The organism is Streptomyces sp. NPDC048248, assembly GCF_043201875.1.
GTDB lineage: Bacteria > Actinomycetota > Actinomycetes > Streptomycetales > Streptomycetaceae > Streptomyces.
Genome location: NZ_JBICZL010000006.1, coordinates 67,227 through 91,907, shown reverse-complemented (window position 1 = coordinate 91,907; position 24,681 = coordinate 67,227). Strand labels below are relative to the sequence as shown.

At 70.9% G+C, this 24,681-nt stretch carries 17 protein-coding genes and 1 pseudogene; 6 read left to right on the top strand and 12 right to left on the bottom strand.

Annotated features, from left to right (window positions below; genetic code table 11):
* Positions 1-51 precede the first annotated feature (51 nt).
* The 3 genes from ACGFZW_RS14110 to ACGFZW_RS14100 form a co-directional block, all read right to left on the bottom strand.
* Complete coding sequence (locus ACGFZW_RS14110; protein ID WP_393893355.1) at positions 52-816, bottom strand: NUDIX domain-containing protein; 765 nt, start codon at positions 814-816, stop codon at positions 52-54.
* Between the two features lie 47 nt (positions 817-863).
* Positions 864-2,870 carry a glycogen debranching N-terminal domain-containing protein gene (locus ACGFZW_RS14105; protein WP_393893672.1) on the bottom strand — a complete coding sequence of 669 codons (2,007 nt, stop codon included), beginning with the start codon at positions 2,868-2,870 and terminating at the stop codon, positions 864-866.
* Positions 2,871-3,095: 225 nt separating this feature from the next.
* On the bottom strand, positions 3,096-4,418 hold the full coding sequence (locus ACGFZW_RS14100) for a DUF4192 domain-containing protein (RefSeq protein ID WP_393893671.1): 1,323 nt from the start codon (positions 4,416-4,418) through the stop codon (positions 3,096-3,098).
* A 596-nt stretch (positions 4,419-5,014) separates the two neighbouring features.
* On the opposite strand from ACGFZW_RS14100, the gene ACGFZW_RS14095 reads away from it, so the two are divergent.
* Positions 5,015-7,177, top strand: a complete 2,163-nt coding sequence (locus ACGFZW_RS14095; RefSeq protein ID WP_393893354.1) for a RecQ family ATP-dependent DNA helicase — start codon at positions 5,015-5,017, stop codon at positions 7,175-7,177.
* 247 nt (positions 7,178-7,424) lie between these two features.
* Positions 7,425-7,944, top strand: a pseudogene (locus ACGFZW_RS14090) (hypothetical protein); the annotation flags it as partial.
* A 931-nt stretch (positions 7,945-8,875) separates the two neighbouring features.
* Here the strand turns inward: ACGFZW_RS14090 and ACGFZW_RS14085 are convergent.
* The 5 genes from ACGFZW_RS14085 to abc-f form a co-directional block, all read right to left on the bottom strand.
* Positions 8,876-9,526: a hypothetical protein gene (locus tag ACGFZW_RS14085; protein WP_393893353.1), complete on the bottom strand. Its 651-nt coding sequence runs from the start codon at positions 9,524-9,526 to the stop codon at positions 8,876-8,878.
* A 66-nt stretch (positions 9,527-9,592) separates the two neighbouring features.
* Positions 9,593-10,294, bottom strand: a complete 702-nt coding sequence (locus tag ACGFZW_RS14080) for a ribonuclease HII (protein ID WP_393893352.1) — start codon at positions 10,292-10,294, stop codon at positions 9,593-9,595.
* 417 nt (positions 10,295-10,711) lie between these two features.
* Positions 10,712-11,620 carry an ADP-ribosylglycohydrolase family protein gene (locus ACGFZW_RS14075; protein WP_393893351.1) on the bottom strand — a complete coding sequence of 303 codons (909 nt, stop codon included), beginning with the start codon at positions 11,618-11,620 and terminating at the stop codon, positions 10,712-10,714.
* 11 nt (positions 11,621-11,631) lie between these two features.
* Positions 11,632-12,291 carry a histidine phosphatase family protein gene (locus tag ACGFZW_RS14070; RefSeq protein ID WP_393893350.1) on the bottom strand — a complete coding sequence of 220 codons (660 nt, stop codon included), beginning with the start codon at positions 12,289-12,291 and terminating at the stop codon, positions 11,632-11,634.
* 212 nt (positions 12,292-12,503) lie between these two features.
* Positions 12,504-14,144 carry a ribosomal protection-like ABC-F family protein gene (gene abc-f, locus ACGFZW_RS14065; protein WP_393893349.1) on the bottom strand — a complete coding sequence of 547 codons (1,641 nt, stop codon included), beginning with the start codon at positions 14,142-14,144 and terminating at the stop codon, positions 12,504-12,506.
* A gap of 289 nt (positions 14,145-14,433) precedes the next feature.
* Here abc-f and ACGFZW_RS14060 point away from each other — a divergent pair, with 289 nt between their 5' ends.
* Positions 14,434-15,180, top strand: a complete 747-nt coding sequence (locus ACGFZW_RS14060; RefSeq protein WP_393893670.1) for a TetR/AcrR family transcriptional regulator C-terminal ligand-binding domain-containing protein — start codon at positions 14,434-14,436, stop codon at positions 15,178-15,180.
* A 9-nt stretch (positions 15,181-15,189) separates the two neighbouring features.
* Here the strand turns inward: ACGFZW_RS14060 and ACGFZW_RS14055 are convergent, their stop codons facing one another.
* Positions 15,190-15,795 carry a YdbC family protein gene (locus tag ACGFZW_RS14055; RefSeq protein WP_393893348.1) on the bottom strand — a complete coding sequence of 202 codons (606 nt, stop codon included), beginning with the start codon at positions 15,793-15,795 and terminating at the stop codon, positions 15,190-15,192.
* Between the two features lie 941 nt (positions 15,796-16,736).
* On the opposite strand from ACGFZW_RS14055, the gene ACGFZW_RS14050 reads away from it, so the two are divergent.
* Positions 16,737-17,258, top strand: coding sequence for a TerD family protein (locus tag ACGFZW_RS14050; RefSeq protein WP_393893347.1), 522 nt, complete (start codon positions 16,737-16,739; stop codon positions 17,256-17,258).
* Between the two features lie 302 nt (positions 17,259-17,560).
* On the opposite strand, the gene ACGFZW_RS14045 is transcribed toward ACGFZW_RS14050, so the two are convergent.
* Complete coding sequence (locus ACGFZW_RS14045) at positions 17,561-18,064, bottom strand: CGNR zinc finger domain-containing protein (protein WP_393893346.1); 504 nt, start codon at positions 18,062-18,064, stop codon at positions 17,561-17,563.
* A 297-nt stretch (positions 18,065-18,361) separates the two neighbouring features.
* On the opposite strand from ACGFZW_RS14045, the gene ACGFZW_RS14040 reads away from it, so the two are divergent.
* Positions 18,362-19,744 (top strand): MFS transporter, encoded by a 1,383-nt coding sequence (locus ACGFZW_RS14040; protein ID WP_393893345.1) that lies wholly within the window; start codon positions 18,362-18,364, stop codon positions 19,742-19,744.
* 57 nt (positions 19,745-19,801) lie between these two features.
* Here the strand turns inward: ACGFZW_RS14040 and ACGFZW_RS14035 are convergent, their stop codons facing one another.
* Entirely contained in the window at positions 19,802-22,675 is a 2,874-nt protein-coding gene (locus tag ACGFZW_RS14035) for a vitamin B12-dependent ribonucleotide reductase (protein WP_393893344.1), read from the bottom strand.
* 121 nt (positions 22,676-22,796) lie between these two features.
* Positions 22,797-23,336, bottom strand: a complete 540-nt coding sequence (nrdR, locus tag ACGFZW_RS14030; RefSeq protein ID WP_393893343.1) for a transcriptional regulator NrdR — start codon at positions 23,334-23,336, stop codon at positions 22,797-22,799.
* Between the two features lie 530 nt (positions 23,337-23,866).
* On the opposite strand from nrdR, the gene lexA reads away from it, so the two are divergent.
* Complete coding sequence (gene lexA, locus ACGFZW_RS14025; RefSeq protein WP_393893342.1) at positions 23,867-24,667, top strand: transcriptional repressor LexA; 801 nt, start codon at positions 23,867-23,869, stop codon at positions 24,665-24,667.
* Positions 24,668-24,681 lie beyond the last annotated feature (14 nt).

Below are 24,681 nucleotides of genomic sequence, written 5' to 3'. Positions count from 1 at the left end.
GCGCCTCCGCCCGATGCACGATGCCGCGCGGTGACACGCCTGACGGTCGGCTCAGACCTCCGGGCGCAGCATCGGGGGGTTGAGCAGCGTGGCTCCGCCGGCTCTGAACAGTTGGGCGGGACGCCCTCCCTGACGAGTCGTCGTGCCTCCCGTGGGCACCAGGAAGCCTGGGGTCCCGGTCACCTTGCGGTGGAAGTTTCGGGGGTCGAGTGCGACGCCCCAGACCGCTTCGTACACCCTTCGCAGCTCGCCGACGGTGAACTCCTGCGGACAGAAGGCGGTGGCCAGCGAGGAGTATTCGATCTTGGAGCGGGCCCGCTCGACGCCGTCGTCGAGGATCTGGGCGTGGTCGAAGGCGAGCGGGGCCGCCTGGTCGCTTTCGCGGGCGAGGGCGCCCTCCTGGTCCAGGAGGGTCTCCACAGGCGCCCAGCGCGCGCTGTGGGCATCCCCGCCGGCCCGTGGGGCGGGCAGGTCGGGGGCGAGGACGAGGTGCGCGACGCTGACGACCCGCATCCGGGGATCGCGCTTGGGGTCGCCGTAGGTGGCGAGCTGTTCGAGATGGGCGCCGTACGCCGGCGGTGGCGCCGCCGGGTCGTGGGCGTGCAGACCGGTCTCCTCGGAGAGTTCCCGGGCTGCGGCCTCCTCCAGATCCTCGTCGGCCCGGACGAATCCTCCGGGCAGAGCCCAACGGCCCTGGAACGGCGGCTCACCACGCCGCACGGCCAACGCGCACAGGGCGTGGCGGCGCACGGTGAGCACGACCAGATCGACAGTGACGGCGAACGGCGGGAAGGCCGACGGGTCGTAGGGAGGCATGACGTGATCATAGTCGTCCGCCTGACGATAAACAGGTCCTCAGGGTCTTACGAACCGAGTTGCAGACGATCCGCTGCGGCCTCCACCACCCCCATTCCCAGCCTGCTGATTCGCACGGCGAATGGTTCCCCGGCGACGCTCAGGTTGGTGAACTGCATCGCGCCGAGTGGGGCACCGGTGAGCGGGCGGACGGCCACGGTGCCGGCGGGGGCATCGGGGCGGATCCCGGCCTGGGCGATCAGCATCTGTACGGCGCCGGCTGCCGCGACCGCGGCGGGACGGCAGGCCGCGGGGTGCGGGACCGGGACGCCGTCCGCGGTGCGCTGCTCTCCTGCGTACATCTCCGGGAGCCGGTGGCCGAACCCTGCTGCCGCGTCGAGGATGCCGCGGGTCAGAGCGCCCGCTTCCTTCTCGTGACCGGCCGCGGCGAGCCCTGCGGCGGCGATCGCCGTCTCATGGACGCGTACGGCTCCGCTGCGGTGGCCGAAGGGGTTGTAGCCGTTCTCCTTCGCGCCGAGTCCGCGCAGGCCCCAGCCGGAGTCCAGCGCCGGTCCGCCGAGCAGCCTGGCCAGTTGACCGGTCTGCGCCCGGTCCAGCAGGCCGGGAGCGAGACTGCCGCCCCCGAGCAGGCCGGTGTCGAGAAGGTGGGCCGCGGTGGAGCCGAGGTGCGGAAGCGGGCGGCCATCGCGGAGCAGCAGGGCGGCGGGGCGACCACCCGCACGGTCCTCCAGCCAGAAGTCGCTGCGGAAGCGTGCGCGGAGGTCCGCTGCCCAGTCGCGCAGCTCCGTCGCCCCGGGGCGCCCGAAGGCGTCCAGGAGGTCTGCGCCCAACAGGGCGGCACGGTGGGCGTGGGCCTGGGTCTCACAGCGGTACGGGCCATCGGGCGCCGGGTCGGGGACGTAACTCCGGCGGCCCGCGGTGGGTGCCGTCGTCGCGGTGCGCAGCCATGTCAGGCACCGCTCCGCTGCCGGCAGCAGCCGCTCGGTGTCCCGTTCGGGCAGCCCCCAACGGCGGGCCTCCGCGAGAACGGCAGGAAACAGCAAGGTTGCTTCGACGCCCGTGCAGCTGGCCGGGGAGTGCGGGCCCGCGTCCCTGAGGGCACCGGGAATTCGGCCGAAATCCCTCCCTGGCATGGCCTGTTGAGTGCGGGCGAGCGTGCGCAGCGTGCCGGCTGCCAGCCTGGTGCCCAGCGGCAGCAGCATGCGGGCCGTCCACAGCGCCTCGGCCGGGGCGAGGCCGCACCGCCAGGGGAATCCGCCGGCGACGTAGACGTCGGTGGGGGTGTTCAGGTCTCGCAGCAGCAAGCCGCGCAGGTCGTCGAGGCTGCCCGCAAACAGGGCGTCGGCCCGCTGGTCCTCGCACTCGAGCTGGGCGGGTGACCAGGGACATGATGGCCGGTCGCCGCGCGGCCGGGGCAGGGCCGGCCCGGTTCGCGGGCTCGGGATGGAAGGCACGAGCTGCCGGGAACGGGCCGGGTAGGGGGCGATGGATGGCTGATCGGGGTCGTGCTGGAGGACAGCGCGCAGCTCGATGGTGCGTTGGCCGCCTGGTGGCAGATCGAGTTCCCAGCGCAGCAGTCCCGCTGATGCCAGGGCGTCCTGGGGTGAGGGCACCGCGGTGACCACCGCGTGCGCCCCCGCCCCGGACCAGCGCAGGCCCGAGCCGTGGACCGCGGGCCGCAGCTCCGGCCCGGGGACGCCGGCGGCAACGGCACCGAGTTCGGCGAGGTCCGTGCCGAGCCGGATCTCGACCGGCAGCCGAACCGGCTGCGCTGAACTGCTGCGGAAGGTGATGCGCTCGATGCCGTCGGCCGACCTCAGCCGCTCCATCCGGATCTCCGGGTCCGGGCCGCGCTCTCCCGTTCTGCGGATCGTCCCGACGAACCGTGCGCGGTCCGCGCCGGTCAATCGCCCTTGGACGACGAGCGGTTCACCGCCCGCGGCGCGCACTTCGCAATGGGAGAGGATCCGCCTGCCGTCGCGGTAAATGCCCTCCAGACCTTCACCGGTCAGCTGCCCCGAGGCAGGTGAGACCGCGAGGGCCGGTAACGCCACACAGACGAGGGCGGAGTGGACGGGCTGCGGCTGGAGGTACCGGGACGGCGCCCGGCGCCGTTCGCCGGGCGGCCGAAGGGCCGGCTGAGTGGTGGGGACCATGCCTGGCACGCTCTGCGCTCCCTGGTGACGTCGAGACTCCGTCTGCCTGCGTACTTCCTGCTTACTCACCTGAACGGCTCAATCGGCGCCCAGGTCACGCCGACGTCGAGGGAGACCGTTCGCTCACCGCCTGCTCCGGTCGCCGTCCCGGCCGGCCCGGCGCCTGCCGCGTCCGTCTGTCGTCCGGGTGCCGGGCCCCGTGGCGCCGCGGGCTCCTCGGGGTCGGTTGGCGGTGCCGGTCCGCACGGCCCCGCGCCGACCGGGCTGTGGAGCCTCCGAAGCCGCGGCCTCCTGCCCTCCGCCGGAACCGTCGGTCTCCTCCTCACGCTGTTCGCGGAGGCAGCGGCGCAGTGGCTCCGGATCGAGGCCGTCGTTGATGGCGCGATGCAGCAGCTGGGCGAAGAGGTAGTCGGGGTCGATGCTCAAGGCGCGGCCGAGGGCGACACGCGCCGAGGGCGCGTCCTCGGTGGCCCAGGAAACCCATCCGGCGAGGGTCAGGGGTGGCACCGCGTGTTCGATGTAGCCGCCGGCGCAGCGGCGGGCGAGTGCGCGCCACAGGCGGAGGGCTGCGGCAGCGGTGGGGTCGTCCATCCACTCCGCGGCCCGGTCGCGGGTTGTTCGGTCCTGGAGGCCGAGGATGAGCTCGGCGCATTCGCCGTCGGTGATCAGGGCGTCGTCGCAGGCGTCCCTGGCGCGGTTGCTGCCCGACGGAGTGTCCTGACGAAATCGGTGGATCATGGCGCAGGCCAGGTCGAGGGTGTCCCGTCGGACCGCCGTGGCACCGTCGCGGTGGAGCATGCGGGGAACGAGTGCGGCGGCAGCTGCGTCCAGGGCCTTCTCCTGTTGGGCTGCCCGGCGCCCGGTCCGCGGTGTCAGCCGGGCCTCCATCTCCTTGAGGGATCCGCGTACCTGCATGCCCGCGTACGCGGCGGCAGCTGCCATCACGGACGTGCCTGGCATGACCAGGGGGGTGCCGTCGGCGGGGCAGCAGCGGAAGTCCGGGCAGCAGTAGGACCAGTAGCGGCCGTTGGAGAGGCAGAGGGCTTCGAGGACGGGCACCTCAAGGGCTCCGCAGGCGGTGCGCAGCCGCTGGGCGAGAGGGCGGAGCCGGTTCTTCACGTCCTGGCCGCTCTCGCCGGGACCGGGTTCCTGGCAGAGGAATACGAGGATGCCCGCGGGCCGGTCCTCCGGGGCCTTCCCCGCCGGAATCAGGCACTCGGCGAGTTGGCCGGAGACGTCGGGCCATTGTGTGGTGTCGGTGGGGATGCCGAGCCTGACCCGCCCTCCGAAGCGTCCGCGCTCGCCGTGGAGCGCCACCAGGACCACGCTGTCGTCCGGGTAGAAGCCCATGAGATAGGGCAGCGCATCGGCCAGTTCGGCGGGGCCGCGCAAGGTGACCTGAGCTTCGGCGGTCGTGCCCTGGGACGGCTTGATCGGGTCGGACACGTGCCCTGCCTTCTGGGCATCGGAGGGGCGGTGGGAGGAGTTCGGCGGGGTGGGAGGGGCCTCTGGCGTAGCGGGAGGCGAGGGAGGGATGGGCGGACCGATCGGGTCGGTGGAGGCTGTGGCGTGGTGCGGCTTCGTCGCATCGAGCGGGCGCGGCGGGCTGACCGGGCAGGTCGGCTGAGTGGCGTCCAAGGGGCGCGGAGGGCGAATGGAGCCGGCCGGAGGTGAGGAGCCGGCACGCTCGGAGGAGCCGGAGGAGCCTGTGGTGTCCGAGGCCCCGTCACGGGAGGTGCCGGCGGTCCGACCTGCGCCTGGGGACGTGTCGCCGACCGGGTCCGCGGCCGGATCGGTGATCGGATCGGCCGCCGGGTCCGTAGGCGGCCCGCCGATCGGATCGGTGGCGGGGTCGGTGAGCGCGTCGGTGAACGGGTCGGTGGTCGTGCGCTTCGGCGGTTCGTTGTGCGGATTCATGGCTCGAAGATCCCGCGGTCCGCCACTCCGCCGCGACCCCTGTGGATAACTCACGGGTGACGCCGTTTTCCACAGGTTCGTGCCGCGGTTCGCGCGTTGTCAGTGGCATCGGGTTGCATGGGGGCATGAGCAACGAAGACTTGCGAGCCTCGGCCGATGCCGTCCTGACCCGACTCGTCGGGGATCCCGACGGCGAGGCCCGGCTGCGCGAGGATCAATGGCGGGCGATCGAGGCGCTGGTCGCCGACCACCGCCGCGCTCTGGTCGTGCAGCGCACGGGCTGGGGAAAGTCCGCCGTGTATTTCGTCGCGACGGCGCTGCTACGAGAGCGCGGCAGCGGCCCGACGGTGATCGTCTCGCCGCTGCTCGCGCTCATGCGCAACCAGGTCGAGGCGGCCGCCCGTGCCGGGATCCGGGCACGCACGATCAACTCCTCCAACACCGAGGAGTGGGACACCGTCCAGGCCGAGGTGGCAGCCGGTGAGGTGGATGTCCTGCTGGTGAGCCCCGAGCGGCTGAACAACCCCGATTTCCGTGATCAGGTGCTGCCCAAGCTGGCCGCGGCCACGGGCCTCCTGGTGGTCGACGAGGCACACTGCATCTCCGACTGGGGCCACGATTTCCGGCCGGACTACCGGCGCCTTCGCACGATGCTGGCCGACCTCCCGCCGGGGGTTCCGGTGCTCGCAACGACCGCCACCGCCAACGCCCGGGTGACGGCCGACGTCGCCGAGCAGTTGGGGACGGGCGAGGGCGCCGAGGCCCTGGTTCTTCGCGGCCCCCTGGACCGGGAAAGCCTGAGTCTGGGCGTGCTGCCGCTCCCGGACGCCGCGCACCGGCTCGCGTGGCTGGCGGACCACCTGCACGAGCTGCCGGGGTCGGGGATCATCTACACCCTCACCGTCGCGGCCGCCGAGGAGGTCACGGCCTTCCTGCGGCACCGGGGCCACACCGTGTCCTCGTACACCGGCAAGACGGAGAACGCCGACCGCCAGCAGGCCGAGGACGATCTGCTCGCCAACCGGGTCAAGGCGCTGGTGGCGACCTCCGCGCTGGGCATGGGCTTCGACAAGCCCGATCTGGGGTTCGTGGTGCACCTCGGCTCCCCGTCGTCCCCCATTGCGTACTACCAGCAGGTCGGACGTGCGGGACGCGGAGTCAAGCACGCCGAGGTGCTGCTGCTGCCCGGCCGTGAGGACGAGGCGATCTGGAAGTACTTCGCGTCGCTGGCATTTCCGCCGGAGGAGCAGGTGCGCCGGACGCTGGACGTCCTGGCGGCCGCCGACCGGCCCGTGTCGCTGCCCGCCCTCGAACCACAGGTCGAACTGCGCCGCTCGCGCCTGGAGATCATGCTCAAGGTGCTCGACGTCGACGGCGCCGTGCACCGCGTCAAGGGCGGCTGGACGGCCACCGGCCGGCCCTGGTCGTACGACGCGGAGCGCTATGCCTGGGTGGCCCGCCAGCGGGAGACCGAACAGCAGGCGATGCGGGACTACGCGACGACCACGGGCTGCCGGATGGAGTTCCTGCGGCGGCAACTGGACGACGAGGAAGCGGTGGCCTGCGGCCGTTGCGACAACTGCGCGGGCGCACGCTTCACCCCTGAGGTGTCCGCCGCGTCGCTGGACGCGGCACGCGGTGAGCTGGGGCGCCCCGGCGTGGAGGTGGAGCCGCGGCGGATGTGGCCGACGGGGCTGCCGGCCATCGGAGTCGACCTCAAGGGCCGCATTCCCGCGGGTGAGCTGGCCTGGACCGGCCGCGCCCTGGGCAGGCTTTCCGACATCGGATGGGGTAACCGTCTGCGGCCGATGCTCGCGCCACAGGCTCCGGACGGTCCGGTACCCGACGATGTGTCCGCCGCCGTGGTCACCGTGCTCGCCGACTGGGCCAAGGGTCCGGGCGGGTGGGCATCCGGAGCGGCAGACGCCCCGGCCCGCCCGGTGGGCGTCGTCTGCCTCGACTCCCGCACCCGCCCGCAGCTGATCCGTTCGCTCGCCGAGCGGATCTCCACCATCGGCAGGATGCCGTTCCTGGGGACGGTGACGTCGCGGGAAGACGACGCCGACAGCAGGATCCCCCGCAGCAACAGCGCGCAACGGCTGCGCGCCCTGCACGGCGCGCTGAGTGTGCCGCCGGAGCTTGCTCAGGCTCTGGCATCGGCCGGCGGACCCGTGCTTCTGGTGGACGACTACGCCGACACCGGATGGACGCTGGCCGTGGCCGCGCGACTGTTGCGCAGGGCAGGAGCCGAGGGCGTGTTTCCGCTGGTCCTCGCCGTACAGGGGTAGTCGGGCGCGGCGAGCTGGTGGGCGGCTGAGGGCTTCGGAGGCGGATAAGACGGGAAGGAATATAGACGGCGCACCGGACCATTTCGGGTCGCGCGCGTGAATTGCTCGTTGCCGCAAGCGTGTGCGACCGCAAGAATTGAAGTCGCTTCCCCGTACCTGCCGTTCGCGGTCAGGCAGGGCCGTGTCGCGGTGCGCCTTCGCGCCCGGCAACCGCCCGACGCGTGGATGCGTAGACGAAGGGAGGACCGTGGCCTTCGGCTTCGCCCCGCCCACGAATGTGTCCCAGCCCGCATCCGCCGATTCCGCCGCCCGACTCAGCCGGATGCTGGAGCCCGCCGAGTGGGCCTCCGCAGGCATCCCCCTGCTCCGCAACCCCCGTGAGGTCGTCGCGGCCCTTTACGAGCGTCACCTTCCGGAGTCGTCGACGGCAGTGGTGGCCGTCCTCGATCCTCAGGAGCGGTTGACGGCGAGTGCCTCGTTCAGCGAACCCTCCGCCGCTCCGGATGGCTGGCAGTTCCGCAATCTGCTGCTGGCCCATCTGCGCCGGGTCATCCCGCACGACCTACGGTTGCGCTCCCCGATCCGGACGGCCGTGCTGCTCTACTGCCGTGAGGGCGACCCGCGTTGGACGGAGGCGGACGGCGCATGGATGTGGGGACTGCGCGATGCCTGCACACTGCACGGACTTCGCTGCGGGGCGTACATCACGCTGACCCGTGACCGTTGGCAGGTCCTCGGCGAGGACCGGGGCGGCCGTCGCCCCAAGCTGTCTCCCACTGCGTTTCCGCCCCTGACGGCACCCGGGGTCGAGACACGGAACGGGCCACGTGCCCAAAGGCGTGCGGAAAGGCGGGCGGAGACGCGTCGCGGTGAAGCGCGGCGGGCGGGGTCCCGGCGTGACGAGTCACAGGGCGAGGCGTTGGGGCGAAACGAGTCACCGCGCACGGCGACCGGCCACGCCGAAGCTGGGCAGAGGGAAGCAGGCCGCACGGAAACAGTCCCTGCGGATGGCATGGATCGCAATGATCGTGCGCGGCGTGCGGAACACGGCCGGGCGGTGCGCACCGCCTCAGGCCGCACGGGCGCGCCGAGCGTGGTGTCGCCGCGCTCTGCAGCGAAGCCCATGGACTCACCACCGCGCCCGGTGGCGACGCCCACCCCGGCGGGGGAGCGCGTTCCCGCTGCTCGCAGCGGCGGGTCCGGGCAGAGCGGAGCCACGGAGAGCGCGGAGGATGCTGGACCGCTTGCGGCAGCGGAAGGCTCTCCGCCGCTTCCGGCCGAACCCCGGGGGGCCGGCAGCCGAGCCGTGCCACGGCGCGTCGGCGGCGTGGGGGAAGCGCGGCGGCACACGGCGGCCCGCTGAGGCGGGAGGGAGAACCGAGCGGTTCCCGGCCGTCTGCTGCTCGGTTGCCGGGACCGGGAGTACACGGAAAGCGTGTCAACGCCCGCACGACCAAACGATCTTGGCATCGTGCACGGACCGTTAGAACGGGCCGCTGGGCATCCCGACATCCGCGCACCTGAGTCCTGCGGACAACCCGGACATCGGAGCGCCCCGGACATCGACAGCCTCAGACCCGCGGAGCACGGACCTGCAGATGTACGCGCCCCGGCGCGTATCGCGGCGCACACCTCCGCGGACACGCCGACGAGCCCGGCCGGCCCAGGGGCCGACGGGCTGCCGGGAGTTGCGGACGGTCAGGCGTTCGCGCCGAGGACGGCGTTGATCCGCTGCGGGTCACCGCAGACGATCAACAGCGCACCCGCACGGGCCAGCGCTGCGGGCAGGGCCTTGGCGGTGACGTCGTCCGTGCCGCCGTTGACGGCGACGATCACGACGGGCCGCCCGGCGATGCGCTCGGCCGTGGCGTCCGCGTAGAACACGTCGTCCGCAGCGTCGTGTTGGGCCCAGTAGGCCGCCTCACCGAAGGACAGCTCGTGCGCCGCCCAAGGGTGGGGGTCGCCGGTGGTCAGCACCAGGATCTCGCCAGGTGCCCGTCCGGAGTCCAGCAGCAGATCGACGGCCTCATCGGCGGCGTCGACCGCGCCGCCTTCGGGGGCCGGGATCAGCTGGAGCTGGGCTCCTGCGGCGGGGCCGGTGGCCTTCGCGGCGGGCAGCTGGGAGCCGGTGCGCTGCGCCGGCGGAGCGGCGACAGGCCCACGCGGCGGGGCAGCGGGTCCGGGCTTGCCCGGACGGACACCGGCCGCGGGGGCGCCACGCGGAGGTGCGGGGCGGGGACCGGGACCGGGAACAGGACGGGGGGTCGGCGCGGTACGGCCGGCGGCCGGAGTAGCGCGGGGACCCGGGACACTCTCGTGAATCTGAGGCTCCTCGGGGATGAGAGGCATGAAGGGATGTCTATCAAACGTAGGTACGGGACATGACAGCGGGTACCGCATTTATGTCCGCACCGCTCAGAAGTCGAAGCCGAGTTGGCCACCGGCCTCCAGAGCGGCTGCTTCGGGGGTGACGCGCACCTTCTTCAGGTGCCGCCACCGGGGCAGGGCATCCATGTAGGACCACGACACTCGGTGGTGCGGCGTAGGACCGTACTCCTCCAGGGCGATGCGATGGGTCGGCGAGGGGTATCCGGCGTTGTCCTCGAATGCGAAGTCGCCGTATTGGAGGCCGAGTTCGGCCATCATCGCGTCGCGCCGCACCTTGGCGATCACTGACGCGGCGGCGACCGCGACGCAGGACTGGTCACCCTTGATGACCGTACGGACCTGCCAGGGCGTGCCCAGATAGTCGTGCTTGCCGTCGAGGATGATCGCGTCCGGACGGACCGGGAGCGCCTCCAGGGCGCGCACGGCCGCGAGCCTCAGCGCCGCGGTCATCCCCAGGGCGTCGATCTCCTCCGGAGAGGAGTGCCCCAGGCCGTAGGACGTGACCCAGTCGCCGAGAACATCGCAGAGTTCGGTGCGGCGCTTGGGTGTCAGCAGCTTGGAATCGGTGAGTCCGGGGGGCGGGCGACGCAGACCGGTGATGGCTGCGCAGACGCTGACCGGGCCGGCCCAGGCTCCCCGTCCGACCTCGTCGATTCCTGCAACGATCTTGGCACCGGTCGTGGCGCGCAATGATCGCTCGACGGTGTGGGTGGGAGGCTCGTACGGCATGGCGCCAGCAAGGTTACGCCTATTCGGCGCAGCCGTCCGCACCGGATCCGCACCTCGCACCAAACCGTTCGTGCGACCGCTTCCACCGCGACGGAAACGGAAGCTACCAGCAGGTACCTGTCGGGGCGAGAGGGGCGGGGAGGGAGGGCAGAGTGGGAGCCGGGACCACACGGCGCCCCTACGGACCGAGCTCCAGGGCCGGCGCGCCGAGCGACGGCCAAGGAGTGGCGTGGTCGGAAGCAAATTCGGCAGACGGGCATGAACTCGCCTTCGCACTACGCCCATTGGGTGGAGGCGCAGTACGGGCGACACGGCCCAGCCGTCGCGAAGGGCCCGGTCGGGCCCCACGGCCGTTGCCGGCCGCGCGTGGTCGGTCAGCCGCGCGACCGGTCAGTGGTACGGCAGGAAAGAGTGCGATCAATCGGACAGGGAGGGGGCCCACGTCGGGAGCGGCTCGGTGCCGTCCAGCCATGCCTGCGGCGGAGCGCCGCCACTGCTCGCCGCGACGATGCCGCCGACGATGGCGCAGGTGGTGTCCACGTCGCCACCCGCCTGAGCGGTGGCCCAGAACGCCTTCTCGTAGTTGCCGAGGTGGCGTGCGGCGGCCCAGAGGGTGAAGGGCACGGTGTCGTGGGCGCTGGTGCGTCGACCGCAGCCCAGGACGGCGGCGACGGTGCCGGAGTCCGCGTAGTCGAGCATGTCGCGGGCCCGGCGCAGCCCGGCCTGTACGGCGCTGCGCGGGATCAGCTCCATCACACCGTCGAGCAGGTCCTCGGGGCCGAGTCCGCGGGACGGGTCGGCCACCAGGGCGGCTGCGGCGGCGACGGCCATCGCGCCGACGACGGCCTCGCGGTGCTGGTGCGTGGTGTACGCGGAGATCTCGGCCTGGTGCGTGGCCTGCTCGGGGTCGTCGGCGTACCAGGCGCCCAGCGGTGCGATGCGCATGGCGGCACCGTTGCCCCATGATCCCTGGCCGTTGAAGAGTTCGGACGCCAGCTCACGCCAGTCGCCGCCCTCCCGGATCAGCCGGAGCATGCGGTTCACGGCGGGGCCGTAGCCACGGTCGAAGTCGTGGTGGTCGGCGAAGGAGCGGGCCAGCGCGTCCTGGTCGATCCGGCCGTGGGCGGTGAGCACGGCGAGAACGGAACAGGCCATCTCGGTGTCGTCGGTCCACTGCCACGGGGCGGGCGGCAGCTCGCGGCGCTTGAGGGCGGGGTAATGGGCGGGAACGAAGAACTGGGATCCGAGGGCATCGCCCACGGACAGTCCGCGCAGGCTCGCTAGGGCCCGCGTAAAGCGGTCTGCGTCACGGTGGTCGGCGGTCATCGCTGTGCACTCTAACCGGTGACGCCATAAGGCTCGGGTTTACACCAGCGCTCAAATGGCCGATCGAGCGCGTACCGCCCGTCGGGCCCCAGCAGCAGCGTCCGCCACTCCGCGTTGCCCGGGTTGGACAGCGATTCGAACTCCGCCACCGTCCAGTGGAACCACCGCATGCAGAACAGGCGCATGGTGAGGCCGTGCGTGACGATCAAGACGTTCGGCGGGTGGTCGGGGTGCTCGAAGCTGCGCCACAGGCTCTCCAGGAACGCCCCGACCCGGTCGTAGACGTCCGCGCCGGACTCGCCCTGGGCGAAGCGGTAGAAGAAGTGGCCGTAGGCGTCGCGGTATGCCTTCTGGCGCCGTACGTCGTCCCGGTCCTGCCAGTTGCCCCAGTCCTGCTCACGCAGCCGCGGTTCCTCTCGGACCCGGACCTTGTCCGGGTTCAGCCCGAGCTGCTGAAAGGTCTGGTGGGTGCGGCGGTAGGGCGAGACGTAGGCGGAGATCCGTTCGTCGCCGAACATCTCCCGGAGCGGGCCGCCGGCCTCCGCCGCCTGGCGCCTGCCCTTCTCGGTGAGGCTGAGCGCGTGATCGGGTTCCCGCTCGTACACGGTGTCGTCGAGGTTCCCTTCCGACTCGCCGTGGCGGATGAGAACGATGCGTCGGGGCCGGGCCATGAAGCCACCCTAAATCGCCTGCCCTGTACATGCCGCACGCGGCCACGGTCGCCGGTCACCTGCCGCCGATGGGCCTCTCTTCCTCCCCCCGGCCCCCTCCCCGCGCTCCCTCTGCGCGCTCCCTCTGCGCGCTCCCCTGCGCGGCTTACCTGCCCGCTCCCCAGCCTGCTTCTCTGCCCGCTTCCCTGCGCTCTGAGGTCGCGTACCTCCGGTTACCTCCCGCCCCCCGTGGCGACATCGACCGGCCGGCCGTCGCGTATCTCGTACCGGCGACCGCCGAAGCGCCGGCGCAGCAGACGGTCGTGCGACACGAGGACCACGGCGCCGGGCCACGCCGCCAGTGCCTCTTCCAGCTCTTCGACCAGGGCGAGGGCCAGGTGGTTGGTCGGCTCGTCGAGCAGCAGCAGATCCGCAGGGCGGGACAGCAGCCGGGCGAGCGCGAGCCGGCGTCGCTGGCCTGCCGAGAGGGCCCCAACCGGCACGTGCAGCTCGCGGTCACGGAACAGCCCGAAGGACATCAGCAGGGCGGCGACCTCTTCCCTGTCTCCGGTGAGCCCCCGCCCGAACGCGGCCAGCAACGGCTCGGCAGGGCGGGAGACCGGTATTTCCTGGGCGAGGTAGCCGATCTTCCCCCGGCGCGAGACCGTGCCGCTGTCCGGTGTGGTGAGGCCCGTCATGACACGGAGGAGCGTGGTCTTGCCCGCGCCGTTTGCGCCGTGGATCAGTATGCGTTCCCCCGCTGCCACGGAAAGGGCGTCCACCGCCAAACGGTCGCCGACCCGCACTCCGTCGAGCTGGACGAGCGTCCCTTTGGGCTCGTCGGTCCCTTCAGCGAGCCCTGCCGCCTGGAACTGGAGCGGATCCGGTGGGCGCGGGACGGGTTCCTGGCGCAGCCTGCGCAGCCGTTCCTGAGCATTGCGCACCCGGCTGGAGACGGACGCCTGAACGCGGCCTTTGTGCCGGTCGTAGGCCATCTTGTTGCCGTCCTTGATGGCCCGGCCCTGGGCGACGTGATGCGCGGTGCCGGCCGAGAAGGCGGTGAGCTGTGCGACCTCCTCCTGCCAGCGGGCGTGGTCCTGCTCCCAGCGTCGGCGGGCGGCCGTTTTGGCGGCGACGAAGGTGCCGTACCCGTCGCCGTACCGGACGATCTCGCGTCGGTCCGCGTCAACCTCGAAGATCGCGGTGGCGATGCGTTGGAGGAAGAGGCGGTCGTGGGAGACCGCGAGGACGGTGCCGGGGTGGGCGAGTAGGGCGTCTTCGAGCCAGCGGAGCGCTGCCGTGTCGAGATGGTTGGTCGGTTCATCGAGGAGCATGACCTCGGGCGATGCGGCGATCAGGCAGGCGAGTCCCAGTCGGGCCTGTTCGCCTCCGGACAGACTGCCGAGTGAGCGGTCATGACCGATCTGTTCCAGCCCGAGGCCGTGCAGCGCCTTGTCGACGCGGGCATCGGCTTCATAGCCACCGCGCAGCTCGAAGAGTGTGAGCAGATCGCCGTACTCCGACAGTTCTTCGGCTGTCGCGCAGCCGAGCCCGGCCTCCAGTGCGCGCAGCCTGCTCTCCATGTCCCTGAGGTCCGCCAGGGAGGAGTCGATCGCGTCCTGCACGGTGTGATCCGGCGGGAGATCGGGGGTCTGCCCGAGGTAGCCGGAGCCGCCGTCGGCCCGGCAGACGACATGGCCTTCGTCGGGCTGCTCGACGCCCGCGATGATGCGCAGCAGGGTCGACTTCCCGGCGCCGTTCTCGCCCACGATCCCGATGCGGTCGCCGGGTCGCACTGAAAGGGAAACGCCGCTGAACAGCAGGTGATCGGCGTAGGACTTGGTGACGTCATGCAGCGAGATCTGGGTGGGCAATCAATCCTCCGTGGAGATCACTGGGACAGGTACGGCAGACGGGACAGTCGGGGAACATGCGGCGGACCGGCGGTGCAGCGACCACCGCGACCGCCTGTGTGGGGAGCGCAAATCCGGCGGGCCGAAAGGTTGAGGAGATTCAGGGGCCGAAGGGCTGAAGAGGCTGAGGGCGTCTAGGCGGAAGAAGCAGGAAGAGAGAGTCCACGCGCTCATGGCGGCTCGTACGGAGCCGAACCACAAACGCAACCAAAGTGGCGTTACGATGATGATGGCACGATCGACCCATCTAATGCAACTGGAGTTGCAATTGCCTGAAGAAGTCACACCCTCGACCCGGGCGACCGAACCCACGGACAGCTGCGCACCCGAAGCCGACGCCTCCGCCCCCTCCCCCGGCACTCGACGCCCCGGCGGCCGTACCGCCCGCACCCGAGCGGCCGTCCGCGACGCCGTCCTCGCCGGCCTCACCGAGCACGGCTATCCCGGCCTCACCGTCGAATACGTCGCCGCGCACTCCGGCGTACACAAGACGACGCTCTACCGCCGCTGGGGAGACATCGAGGGCATGGTGGCCGATGCCCTGGACCTGGCAGGGGAGGACAGCTGGGTGCCGCCCGACACCGGCTCGCTCGACGGCGATCTGCGTGCTCTGGCCCGCGAGGTGGTCGAGTCCTTCAATGATCAGGCGGTGGCCGCTTCCGTCTCCGCGATGATCGCGGCCGCCTTCCAGTCGGAGCGGGCCGCCATCGCCCTGCGCGCGTATTACACCGAGCGGTTCGCGCGCTGCGAGACGATCGTCGAACGTGCCGTAGCCCGTGGCGAGTTGCCAACGGGTGCCGAACCGGGCCCCGGGCGCACGATCGACGCCGGCAGCCTCGTCCGGTCCGTCGCCGCGCCTCTCTTCTTCCGTCTGTTCACCACCCGGGAGCCGGTCGATGTGGCGCTCGCCGACCAGTCAGCGGCGGCAGCAGTGGCCGCCGCCCGCGCCGGGGTGTTCGGCGTCGGCAGCGCACACGCTGCCCGAAACGGCTCCTGACCAGGGCCGTCACACCGTCCACGAAGGTTCGAGCTGCACCACATCACCCGCGATCGCCTGCACATCCGCGGCTATCTGGGCCCGCAGCGCCAGCCGTTCCACCCGCTCCGGCCGGTACTTCCCACGTTCGGCGGCGGACTGCCACAGGGACAACACCAAGAACTCCTCCCCCGGCGCCCGCCCCAGCATCCCCCGGAGCATTCCCGGCGACCCCGCCATCGCCGGGTTCCAGACCTTCTCCTGCATCAGCATGAAGTGATCCACCCGGTCCTCGCGCACCTGGCAGTGCGCCAGGCGCAATACGTCGGCGTCGCCGAACGCGGGCCGGAAACCGACCTTCACATCGAATTCGTGCTCGAAGAGACGCACTTGGGCATCCTTGTGGGTACCGACCTGCGCGGCAGCCAGCCGGGGGTAGGAGCGCGCCATGAAGGAGTCGTAGAACGCCCGGCTCTCCCAGAAGGCCACCAGATGCGCGACCCCGGGACGGCTGCGGCTCCACCCCCCGCCCTGCCCTCGAAACCCCGGCTCACCCAGCAGCCCCGCCCATTTCCGCTGCCCCCGCTCGAACCCTCGACGGTCCACAACGGTGAGACGAATCCACTTGACCAGCACCGCGCCATCGTAAGGCCCCTGAGCCACAGGGCATCACTGCGCGTCACACGCGCATACCATCACGAACTGCCTTACCGCACTGGGCTGATGGGCCTCAGCACCCCCGGCCGGTGGTCCCTGTTCCCGCGCCTCCGGGCACATGTGCAGAGAAGCACCCGCCGATCTGCACGCCGTACGGGAGCCCGCTCACCACCCCCGAAGGACGGCGGCCACCGGTAGGCCGTCAACTCGTCTTCATGCACTGCCACGTCGGCACCGGCTGCCCTCAGTCCACCGTGGCCGGAATCCTGCGCCCAACCACCGCGCTCCACAGAGAGCGCCCTCCCACGTCATCGCCGAGCCCAGCAACGCCCGCTAACGCGATCCCGCGGCACGCATGGGCCTCGCCTTCGCCGTGGACCTGACCACGAGCCTCCGGACCGGGCCACCCTCCTGAGCCCAGGCACCGGATTGTCCGCGATGACCACCCCAGCCACCTCTGGGCGAGGCGGCCTACTGGCGCCCCGCCATGGCCCGGCATGGAGATCAACGCGCGGCCGAACGACCGTCTTTGGGCACCTCCCCCTGGGCCAGCCGAAGTGCCGGACACGCGGACAGCCGCGCAGAGGGCCACACGGGCAGCCGAACAGGGAGAGCAATCAAGCCATCGCGAGAGGCCCTTCCACGCAACCCCCGTGCGGATCGGCGCACTTCAGCCCACCCGACGCGCCGCCCGGCGTGGCACGATGGTCAAACAACGGGGAGTCTTGGGGAGTTGCCCGCGCCCACCGCGCGGACGGTCCCCGCATTTCCAGGATCCCTCCGGCAGCCTGCCGACGATCGGGCGTACGGCCCCCTCGGCGCCAGGCCGGACCGGCCGCCGGGCCCTGCGAGGAGCCGTTCCGCGCAACCGGCCGGACCGGTTCGACGCATGTTCGACCACACGAAGGAAGGGAAGCCCGGTGAGCACGCTCAACAAAGGGATCGAGAAGGTCGAGGTCACGCTCAAGTGGGATCCCAGTCCCCTCGGCGCGCCGGATAATGATCTCGATCTCGTCGCCGCGACGTACACGACGGACGCGCCGCACGGCGACCCGGCGTACCTGGTGCACTTCGACAGCCGCTCGCCCGACGGCACCATCACTCTGAACCGGGACAGCCGGACGGGCCAGGGGTTCGGCTCCGACGAGGTCATGACCCTCGAACTGAGCCGACTGGCCGACACGTACACGCGCGTCGTGGTGGGAGTCGCCATCCAGCAGCGCGAGGGCCGGAAGACATTCGGCGACATAGAGAACACTCACGTTCTGGTCCGCGAAGGGTATACGGACCTGGCGGAGAACGATTTCGCCGGTGTCGCGGAGGCCACCGCCGCGCGGGTCGCCGTCTTCGCCCGCGACGAGCACGGCGAATGGCGGTTCCACGCGGAAGTGCGGGGCTTCGACACCGACCCCGACGAGTTCGCCGGCCTGATGGGCAGCTGACCCGGAGCACTCGCCACACCGCCCGGCACCTGCCCCACACGCGGCCCGGCCGCTGAGCGGCAGGGCTCGTCGGTGGTCGGCGGACGGAAGCGCGTCGCCGGTCGATGCCGGACTGCTTCTGCTTGGTCCGCGGTCCCAGCAGGCCGATTGGGCACGGGCAGTGCACCGCCGGCCGGTAGCTCCCGGCCGGCCCACCCGCCTTGCCTCAGATCGGCACGCACAGCGGCGGCGGGGGAGAAGCTTCAGTGCACTCCCCCGCCTCTCCGCCATGATGGATCGCCTCACCCACCCCCGCACGCCCCTCAGCCCTCCCGCTGACGCCGGCGATGTGCCGCGACGCGCTCCCGCGAGGCGCAGGCGGTCGAGCAGTAACGGCGGGCGCTCCCGGGGCCGGTGCCCAGGTAGAGCTTGGCGCAGCGGGGGGAAGCACACGCTCCCCAGGGGACGCGACCGTACTCGGTGAGGATCTGCGCCAGCGCCAGCGCGCCGGCCGCGAGGAACCAGTCCGCCCAGCTCGCGTCGTCGCCCCGGTCGGTATGCAGGTGCCAGGCGTGACCGTCATGGCGGGAGAGGCGCGGACGGGCACCACACTCGGCGAGCAGGTCGTTGAGAGCCTGCGCGGCGCGGTCGGTGTCGGCCTCCGTCAGTACACCGGTGATGCGGACGACAGCGCTCCGCAGGTCGTCGGCGTCCTTCGGCGAGAACGACTGCTTCGTCAGTTCGCCCGGGCTCTCCCCGTGCCGGGCGAGCAGCTCGGCCATCGTCTCCCGGGGCAACTCAGGGTCCGCGCGGACCGCGTTCGCCATGTCGATCAACCTTTGGGCGGGCCGAAACCCCTGCCCCTCGCCGGCCCTCTTGCCCCTGTCCCCACTCATGCGCCGCCCGCTCCTTCCGTCCCCTGAGGCCCACGCCTCTTACGCGCCACAGCCGCGCGCGCGGTGAGCCACCAGCCGTGCACGCATCACCCTCAGACCGCGCCCCATGGACCGCTTCCGCCATCCCCTCCTCAGGTCGCGCCCTCTACTGTACCTTTCCGTAATGCCTTAGGGCGCTAAGTCGTTACCCCAATTCTGCACAGCACGGAAAGGGACCCGGAGGGCTCCATGCCGCAACGAACCACCAGTTCCGCTACCCCCACCGGCCCCACCGGTTCGGCGTCCACCCGTTCCGAGCGCGGCGCTTCCCCCGGCTTACGGCGCTATCTGGCCACCGCCTTCTTGGCCAGGCTGGCGGACGAAGGCATGTCCGTGGCGGTGCTCCTTCTGACCCTGCAACGCACCGCCGGCGCGGCCCAAGGGGCGTTCATCCTCACCGCGTGGATGGCACCGCACGTGATCGCCGCTCCACTCGTGGGCGCCATGGCGAGCCGGTTGCGGCGCCCCCGGCTCTTCTACTTCGGTACTCTGGGCGGCTTCGCAGCGGCCGTCGGGGCGATGGCAGTGCTCGTCGGGCGCGCTCCGACACCCGTGACACTGATCGTCGCGCTCCTGGGGGGCGCCTGCGGCCCGGTGGTGTCCGGAGGTCTGTCCAGCTTGATTGCCGCATTGCTTCCGGACGGCGCACCCCGAAACCGTGCCTACGCACTGGACGCGGCGATCTACAACGCCGCTTCCGTCGCCGGGCCCGCCGCCGTCAGCGTTCTGGCAGCCACGGTGGCACCGGGCCCAGCGGTGGGTCTGCTCGCCGGGGCGGCTGCCTGTGCCGCTGCGCTGGCAGCCACGCTGCCCTTCGGTTCCGCCCTGCCCAGCACGACGAGCGGTCTGGCCCACCGCGGCACTATGCGAGCGGATGTGGCAGCGGGCCTGGCAGCAGTCCGACGTATCCGCGAGCTGCGCGCGATCACCGCGGGCACCTGCCTGGCATTCGTCGGCCTCGGCGGCCTGACCACGACGACGGTGCTGCTCGGCGATCACCGAGGGGATCCGGGCAGCGGCGGCGTCCTGATGACGGCCTTCGCCTGCGGGGCGCTAGCCGGGGCCCTGGTTCTCGCCACATGGCGGCCGACGCTTCCGGAGCCGCATCTCGCCGCCGCGGCCCTGTTCGGCACCGGGTTCGCGCTGGCAGGCGCCGCACTCGTACCGTCCCTGACGGCCTGCGCGGCGCTGTTCGCCGTAGCGGGACTGTGCGACGGCCCCCTGCTGACGGCGACCCTGCGCATCCGGGCCGCCCACGCCCCACCGGCCGCGCGGGCCCAGGTCTTCACTCTCGGCGCCGGGCTGAAGATCACCGCGGCCGCCTGTGGCGCCGCACTCGCCGGCCTGGTCGCCGCACTGCCCCCGCCGGTGCTGCTGCTCTGCATCGCGACGCTGCAACTATGCGCCGGACTGCTCTACGTCGGTCTCCGGAGGCGTACGGGCGGCGGCATCACGGGCCTTCGCACGGGGACAGAGCAGGGCGAGCACCATCCGGCCACCCGGCAACCCTCGCCACACCCCCGGCTCGAAGCAGGTCCGGCCCCCCAACGCCGAAGCGGGGACCGACGGTAGGTCGGTCCCCGCTCCCCCGGTCATCTCAGACCGGTACGGCGTTCACAGCGATCGCGCTCAGCTGCAGCCGCTCGTCGAGCCGCAGCCCTCGCACAGGTAGCAGCTGCCGGCCCGCTGCATCTTCGTGCCGCAGGAGAAGCAGAGCGGCGCGTCGGCGTTGATGCCCAGCTGCATCTCGACCAGTTCCGCGTTGGTGTGCGCCTGCTTGGGAGCCGGCGCGGCGGCCTCCTCGACGATCTTCGCCGCCGGGGTGTCCTTCTGCGGCGCCTCGGACTGCAGGTGCGCGGACTGGGCCAGCCCCTCCACGTCGACGTCGTCGTTCGGCTCGTACGAACCGGTGTCCAGGTGACGCTGGCGCTCCTCCACGGAGTGGATACCGAGCGCGGAACGGGTCTCGAAGGGCAGGAAGTCCAGCGCCAGGCGGCGGAAGATGTAGTCGACGATCGACTGCGCCATCCGCACGTCCGGGTCGTCCGTCATACCGGCCGGCTCGAAGCGCATGTTGGTGAACTTCGAGACGTAGGTCTCCAGCGGCACGCCGTACTGCAGGCCCACCGAGACCGCGATGGAGAAGGCGTCCATCATGCCCGCGAGGGTCGAGCCCTGCTTGGACATCTTCAGGAAGACCTCGCCCAGACCGTCGTCCGGGTAGGAGTTGGCGGTCATGTAGCCCTCGGCGCCGCCCACGGTGAAGGAGGTGGTGATGCCGGGACGACCCTTCGGGAGGCGCTTGCGCACCGGGCGGTACTCGACGACCTTCTTCTCGGCCGGAGCCTCGGCCTTGGCCTCGGGCTCCTTCTTCTTGGCCGAGAGCGGCTGGCCGACCTTGCAGTTGTCGCGGTAGATCGCGAGCGCCTTCAGGCCGAGCTTCCAGCCCTCGAAGTAGACCTCCTCGATCTCCTCGACGGTGGCGGTCTCCGGGACGTTGACCGTCTTGGAGATCGCGCCGGAGAGGAAGGGCTGCGCGGCAGCCATCATCCGGACGTGGCCCATGGCGGAGATCGAGCGCACGCCCATGGCGCAGTCGAAGACCTCGTAGTGCTCGGGCTTCAGGCCGGGGGCGTCGACGACATTGCCGTGGTCGGCGATGTGGGCGACGATCGCCTCGACCTGCTCGGGCTGGTAGCCGAGCCGCTTGAGCGCCTTGGGGACCGTGTTGTTCACGATCTGCATGGAGCCGCCGCCGACGAGCTTCTTGAACTTGACCAGGGCCAGGTCCGGCTCGACGCCCGTGGTGTCGCAGTCCATCATCAGGCCGATGGTGCCGGTCGGCGCGAGCACCGACGCCTGCGCGTTACGGAAACCGTTCTTCTCGCCGATGCGCAGCACGTCCTGCCACGCCTCGGTGGCCGCCGCCCAGACCGGGTTGTCCAGGTCGTCCATGCGCACCGCGGTGGCGTTGGCGTCGGAGTGCTGCTTCATGACGCGCTTGTGGGCGTCGGCGTTGCGGGCGTAGCCGTCGTACGGGCCGACGACCGCGGCGAGTTCGGCGGAGCGCTTGTAGGAGGTGCCGGTCATCAGGGAGGTGATGGCACCGGCGAGCGCGCGGCCGCCGTCGGAGTCGTAGGCGTGGCCGGTGGCCATCAGCAGGGCGCCGAGGTTGGCGTAACCGATGCCCAGCTGGCGGTAGGCGCGGGTGGTCTCACCGATCTTCTCGGTGGGGAAGTCCGCGAAGCAGATGGAGATGTCCATCGCGGTGATGACCAGCTCGACGACCTTGGCGAAGCGGTCCGCCTCGAAGGTCTGGTTGCCCAGGTCGTCGTCGCGCAGGAACTTCAGGAGGTTGAGCGAGGCGAGGTTGCACGAGGAGTTGTCCAGGTGCATGTACTCGCTGCAGGGGTTGGACGCGGTGATGCGGCCCGACTCCGGCGAGGTGTGCCAGTGGTTGATGGTGTCGTCGTACTGGATGCCGGGGTCGGCACACGCCCAGGCCGCCTCCGCCATCTTGCGGAAGAGCCCCTTGGCGTCGACCTCCTCAATGACCTCACCGGTCATCCGGCCGCGCAGGCCGAACTTCGAGCCGGTCTCGACGGCCTTCATGAACTCGTCGTTCACCCGGACCGAGTTGTTGGCGTTCTGGTACTGGACGGACGTGATGTCGTCGCCGCCCAGGTCCATGTCGAAGCCGGCGTCGCGCAGCGCGCGGACCTTCTCCTCTTCCTTCACCTTGGTCTCGATGAAGGCCTCGACGTCAGGGTGGTCGACGTCCAGGACGACCATCTTGGCCGCGCGGCGGGTGGCGCCGCCCGACTTGATGGTGCCCGCGGAGGCGTCGGCGCCGCGCATGAAGGAGACCGGGCCGGAGGCGTTGCCGCCGGAGGAGAGCAGCTCCTTGGAGGAGCGGATGCGGGAGAGGTTCAGGCCGGCGCCCGAGCCGCCCTTGAAGATCATCCCCTCTTCCTTGTACCAGTCCAGGATCGACTCCATGGAGTCGTCCACGGAGAGGATGAAGCAGGCGCTGACCTGCTGCGGCTGCTTCGTCCCGACGTTGAACCAAACCGGCGAGTTGAAGCTGAAGACCTGGTGCAGCAGCGCGTACGCCAGCTCGTGCTCGAAGATCTCGGCGTCCGCCGGGGAGGCGAAGTAGCCGTTGTCCTCGCCACCCTTGCGGTACGTCTTGACCACACGGTCGATGAGCTGCTTGAGGCTGGACTCCCGCGTCGGCGAACCCACCGCGCCGCGGAAGTACTTGCTCGTGACGATGTTGACCGCGTTCACCGACCAGAAGTCGGGGAACTCGACGCCACGCTGCTCGAAGTTGACCGAGCCGTCGCGCCAGTTGGTCATGACGACGTCACGGCGCGCCCACTCCACCTCGTCGTACGGATGCACGCCGGGGGTGGTGTGGATGCGCTCGATGCGCAGACCCTTGCTCGCCTTGCTGCCCTTGGCGCGGGAGCCTCGTGCCGGGCCGCTCGTCGTCTCTGTCATTCCGCCTCCCTATACGGGCAAACGCCCATATGTGCACACTCATTCCGTGGCACGGTGTATGTCTTGCATATGCCGGGGCGCCTGCTCTAGCCCCGACCAGGTTCTTGGTTGCGCGCCGAACTCAGTCGGCGGCGGTGGCGGTACCGACGGCGAGGGCGCCGGTCGGGCCGCCGGCCTCCCCGTCGCTCCCGCGGTGCTGCCCGGGCGGTCCCAGCTCGCGCTGCTCGCGCAGCTCGGCGATGGCCGCCTCGAAGTCGTCGAGCGAATCGAAGGCGCGGTAGACCGACGCGAAGCGCAGGTAGGCGACGAGGTCCAGCTCCTGAAGCGGGCCCAGTATGGCGAGCCCGACGTCATGGGTGGACAGCTCCGCGCTGCCGGTGGCGCGCACCGCCTCCTCGACCTGCTGGCCGAGCTTGGCGAGGGCGTCCTCGGTGACCGGGCGGCCCTGACAGGCCTTGCGCACACCCGCGATGACCTTGTTCCGGCTGAAGGGCTCGGTGACACCGCTGCGCTTGATCACCATCAGCGACGCGGTCTCGACGGTCGTGAAGCGGCGCGAGCAGTCGGGGCACTGGCGGCGCCGGCGGATCGACGTGCCGTCGTCCGTGGTGCGGCTGTCGACGACCCGACTGTCTGGGTGCCTACAGAAGGGGCAGTGCACGGCTCCACCCTCCTCACCCTCGAAAACGGACGTACGCCACCGAATCCGGCGTACGACGAATGACCTCCGACCAGCCCTTTCGGGCCCTTCGGAGCAGCCTCCAGCATAGGCGATCCCCGGGGCCTCGGAGGACCAGGCACCACAACTTGTAGGCGGCGAATCGCATTCAAGCACTAGATGTGGTGTCGGGCCGCTTATAACTGCCTACCGCGTGTCGCGGAGGAGGCGGGCCGGGGGGTCGCCCACGAGGGTACGGGAAGCCACCCGGCCGGCGGGCCGCAGGGGCCGGGATGACAGAATCGGCGACGGCGCGGCAGGCGGTCGCAACGGCGTGCCGTCCACGGCAGATGCGACCGGAGAACTCGGGCGAAAACGTACAACAGAGGCCCGAATTGCCTTTCGGCTATACACCCAGCCACGTGACCAGGTCAGCCAATCAGCGAATATTTCACTCGAACGTGTGTTTGGCGCAACCTTTCGAAAGCAACTACCGTTGGCTAACTAGGGAGAACATTTCGAGAGGGGCCGACGTGACCACCACCGCAGACAGCGCGACCATCACCGCACAAAGCCACTCCCAGAGCCGATTCGAGCCTCCTCAATCGGCACGGAACACGCCGATGGACGACGCCACGTTGGACTCCGAAGAGCCGAAGCCCGCACGCTCGCTCCCGGGCCGCCCGCCCGGAATTCGCGCCGACAGTTCGGGGCTCACCGATCGCCAGCGCCGGGTGATCGAAGTGATCCGGGATTCGGTGCAGCGTCGCGGCTATCCACCGTCCATGCGGGAGATCGGCCAGGCGGTCGGGCTGTCCAGCACCTCGTCGGTCGCCCATCAGCTGATGGCTCTCGAGCGCAAGGGCTTCCTGCGGCGCGACCCGCACCGCCCCCGCGCGTACGAGGTCCGCGGATCCGACCAGACCACCAGCGCGGCCACCGACACCGCAGGCAAGCCCGCGGCTTCCTACGTCCCGCTCGTCGGCCGGATCGCGGCCGGTGGCCCGATCCTCGCCGAGGAGTCGGTCGAGGATGTCTTCCCGCTCCCCCGCCAGCTGGTCGGTGACGGCGAACTCTTCGTGCTCAAGGTCGTCGGTGACTCCATGATCGAGGCCGCGATCTGCGACGGAGACTGGGTCACCGTCCGCCGCCAGCCCGTCGCCGAGAACGGCGACATCGTCGCCGCGATGCTCGACGGCGAGGCCACCGTCAAGCGCTTCAAGCGCGAGGACGGCCATGTGTGGCTGCTGCCGCACAACGCCGCGTACCAGCCGATCCCCGGCGACGAGGCAACCATCCTCGGCAAGGTCGTGGCGGTACTGCGCCGGGTCTGACCCAGCCCTCATGC